Here is a 4,252-nt window from a genome sequence, read left to right on the forward strand (position 1 = left end):
CGTTTAACCTAATACTTATTAATAGAGCTATTACCTCCTTTCGCATTTTAAATTTTATTTTGAAAATCCCTTGAACTACTTGTATGTTATATCGAAACCCTATATAACACGCAACCGCCTTCTATAACACTGAAAGGAGATTTAATATGCATTTTGAAATTCAACGCAATAGTGAAATTTCACTTTCCAGCCAAATATATCTATCTATTGTGGATCATATACGTTCTGGTTTTCTACAAGAAGGAACACAATTACCTTCTATACGCACACTTACAAAACAATTGAAGGTGAGTCTAGTAACAGTAGCAAAAGCATATAAGAAACTCGAGGAAGATGGCTTCGTTACTTCTATTCAAGGGAAAGGGTCTTTTGTTAATCCCGAAAGAAAAGAAGTTGTTAATCGACAACCAAAAGTTTCACCTTATAATTGGCAGCTCTCAATTCAGGATTACTTACCTAGATCTCAATTTTCTCGTTTTCATCAAGTTCCAGAAATGATTCAATTATCATCTTCAATGATTGATCCCAGGTTATTTCCTAACCGCTTTTTAGAACAAGAAGTTCAAAAAATATTTGTTCATAATCCAAGGATCTTATCCCAGTATGCAGAAGTTCAAGGAGATCTTGAACTAAGACATGCAATGGCTGCATATTTAAAAAGAACTGATATTACTACGGATCCAGATAATATATTAGTTACAAAATGCTCTCAGCAAGGAATCGGTCTAATTGCTCGAACATTTATCGGGCCTGATGATGTGGTTATTATGGAGGCTCCTACTTATCCAGGAGCAATCGATGTTTTTCGTGGGAGAGGTGCTACAGTCCTTACCGTTCCAATTGATAAAGATGGCATGAGGATAGATATTCTTCAGAGTTTATGCGATAAATATAAACCAAAGGTTATATATACAGTCCCTACTTTTCATAATCCAACAGGTGTTATCACAACTGCCAAAAGGCGTAGACAGATTCTTGATATAGCCCAAAGTAGCAATAGCATAATTATAGAAGATGATCCATGGAATGAAATTTACTATAGTAAAAAACCACCGATTCCTATAAAAAGCTTAGATGATTCCGGGCATGTTATTTATTTAAAAGGTTTAAGTAAAACATTTGCACCTGGTTGCAGAATTGGGGTTTTAGTTGCTTCTGGTTCCATATTTAATCGATTGTTAGCAGCAAAAGCTAACGCAGATTTGGGTAGTCCTTTACTCACTCAGAAGATGATTTTACCGTTTATTAAATCAGAGAAATCAATGGAGCATATAAAAAAGTTACGAACTGCTTTGAAATTACGAAGAGATCTAGTTTTAGATTTATTATCAAAGTATGCTCCTTCTGAAGTTTCATGGTACACTCCTGAAGGAGGATTAAATCTTTGGATTAGTCTTCCTGAGTGGGTAGATACAAATTCTATTCTTTTAGAAGCACAAAAGAAAAAAGTGACATTTTTGCCTGGTTCAGCTTGTTATCCTGTAGAATTAGAAAATCATCATATGAGATTAAGTTTTTCTTATATGAGTGAACAAGAATTAAAAGAGGGTGTTAAAGTTTTATGTCATATATTCCATTCGGTTATTTCATCGAAGACAACTCATGACAATTCACCATTCTTTTAATTACAGTATGGTGCTAAATGATTAGTAGTTCAAAAAATCTATTCAATCTTATAAATATAACAATAGGACTGCCTCATTTAAAAACATATAACCTTATCAAAAAATAACTTGTAGCTAGACTACAAGTTATTTTTTGATAGTAATAAGATTAATGGTTAGATGTTAAATAATTTAAACTGAAAAATCAAGATTTTATACATATGTTGGTTGGTATAACTAATAGAAAAGTTTAGCGATAATTAAATAGACAGTGTTGTATTAAGACAAAATCCATTTAGATACTTGTATGTTACATTGGAACCATATATAAGACTCCCCCCCATTTATAACACTGAAAGGAAATTCAAAATGTATATAATGATGCTACTCATAAGACCCATACATTACGGATAATTACATCTATAAATTCAGATTTTTAAATTCTGAACTCTCTCTTTTTATTTACTTTTTCTCCGTATATTACAGAATTTTTATGATATTAAAATCCAGGTGTTATAAGCAACTATTGACTGTTATATATACATACCTATTATCATATTCCTTGTAACTGGAGGATTGTTCATTAATCTGTATATAGCACTTTCATCAGACCGAACTGTTCGGTCTGAAATAATTATAGGATGTGTATAAAATATGAAATTTCAAGTTGTTTTATTTGATAGGTTTGATTTAATGGATACACTTGCTCCTTATGATGTCTTTCACGTTGCATCAGCTCTTTCTCCAGAAGAAGTAATAGTGGAGTTAGTAACTGTCGAAGGGAAAAGATTAGTTAAAAGTGGAGTAAATGGCGTAAGAATCGAAGCCACAGGCATACTCGATCCAACCGCTGAAGGTGTAATTTTAATTCCAGGTAGTGCTGGCGATTCCTACGATGATGGACCAAATTCAGTTGTAAATAGGTTAAAAAAAGCTTCTGAGACAGAGTTGAAAACTGTACTACATCAAGCAGCACACAACCCTAATATTAATTTAAATACAGTATGCGTAGGTGCTAACCTTTTAGGCATGATTGGACTACTAAATTGGTCGATATGCTAGTACACATTTTATGTGGATGGGTGCTTTACCTAAAATGGGAGCTACACCAGTGCATGCTCGTATCGTAGATGATGGAGATTTAGTATCTAATAGTAGTTAGCCACACGGAACAATCTGAATTTATTCTGAAATCTCGATACAATGTAACAGCTGCAGCTTGTAGCATCACTTTGCCCACCGTCAGCAGTAAAGAACATTTCGTATCGATCACCCAAAACAACATGTTGGATGTTTTTACCCATATCAAACATGCTGTAGATAACACCTTGAGGCATTACTCGTTTACCATACCAATCTCGTTCCAATAGATACGGATTCTTAGGGAAAACCTCATATATTTCCTGCTTACGTTGTTCTGATAATATCGGATTATCATTAGGAGTCCAATGAGTCCAACGTGTGTTTTGAACGTCGAATACTTCCGATATAACAGGATGGTTAGGAGCAGGAGGGTTTAAGTCTGCTAAGTGATAACGGTCCTGAGCAGCGAATGTACGACGGAAGCACTCTTGGATTATACCCATGTTTAATAAGTTGATTTCACAAAAGACTACACTACCGAGCGACATACCCGTTATAGCGCCGACACTGTTACTTTTGCCGCCGTCTTTATAAAAAAGTCTCTTTATGCCTCGCGGCGTGTGTATCTCTAAATGAGATCCGAGCTCTTTATGTTTTATAACCGCTAAATCTCCGAATATATGAGCTAATCCAGTTCCGTCTCCATCAATAAAAAGTCGTTGCGCCTGTTCTTGATTGTACGCAACGACTAAATGGTTTTCATCTCTTGAATTAGTTAAATAACGAGCATATCTGAAGTGCCCGGCAGTTGTCTTACCGGAACGTGGCGTTATGTGCCTTCATTAACTTCTAGCGTGTAATTGAAAGGGGCTCTAATTACTTGTAATTGTTTATCACTGAAGTTGATTTTAGGCATAGCACCACCTCCTTTTATACTAATTCGACTTTATAACCTTTTATCAAATTGTAATATCTCTTGCTAACTTGTTCAAATCTCCATTATGAAGTGTAAGACTCATTTCTTCTCCTCCTTATCTTTCCTTAACAACAAACAAAACGCCACCCAAATCACGGCAGCGCCTACGATAATTGATATACACATGTTTGTTCTATCTACATAGTAAAATAAAACACCCATATTGACATATCATAAGATTAGTAACCATATTTTCTGTTCGTTAATTATTATGTTTATAGGCCTAGATTGTGCACATCTATATTCAGTGAGCGCATACCCTATTACATGAATACTACTTTAGGAGTGATTACATTATGAATCCTTTACCGATGAGGATTGTTGTAGCTCCAGCTTCTACTTGGCAACATTTATCTCCATATCCGTCATATGGTCAATATGGGCACATTCCCTTTGCTCCTACAATTCCGCCTTCTCCCGTAATATACCAATATCATTATCCTTTCCCGACATTATAATTCCTGTTGCTACTGTTCCCACTAATAATTTCTTGAACATTTTAACATCCCCTTTATTCGGAATATTTATTCAAATTAATAATAATCATAAATATTAAAAATGTAAATATATGTAAAGCTTTCTCTAGTAT

2 protein-coding genes and 1 pseudogene are annotated in these 4,252 nt (G+C 34.5%); 2 read left to right on the top strand and 1 reads right to left on the bottom strand.

Going from position 1 to position 4,252, the window contains the following annotated elements:
• The first annotated feature begins 146 nt into the window (after nt 1-146).
• Both ABWK52_RS12705 and ABWK52_RS12710 read left to right on the top strand, forming a co-directional pair.
• Nucleotides 147-1,625, top strand: coding sequence for a PLP-dependent aminotransferase family protein (locus tag ABWK52_RS12705; protein ID WP_098542155.1), 1,479 nt, complete (start codon nt 147-149; stop codon nt 1,623-1,625).
• 633 nt (nt 1,626-2,258) lie between these two features.
• Complete coding sequence (locus ABWK52_RS12710) at nt 2,259-2,666, top strand: hypothetical protein (protein WP_227593387.1); 408 nt, start codon at nt 2,259-2,261, stop codon at nt 2,664-2,666.
• Nucleotides 2,667-2,755: 89 nt separating this feature from the next.
• Here ABWK52_RS12710 and ABWK52_RS12715 read toward each other — a convergent pair.
• A pseudogene (locus ABWK52_RS12715) lies at nt 2,756-3,603 on the bottom strand (PBSX family phage terminase large subunit); the annotation flags it as partial.
• Nucleotides 3,604-4,252 lie beyond the last annotated feature (649 nt).

The sequence above is a fragment of the Bacillus sp. AP50 genome (assembly GCF_040492675.1).
Classification (GTDB): Bacteria; Bacillota; Bacilli; order Bacillales; family Bacillaceae_G; genus Bacillus_A; species Bacillus_A cereus.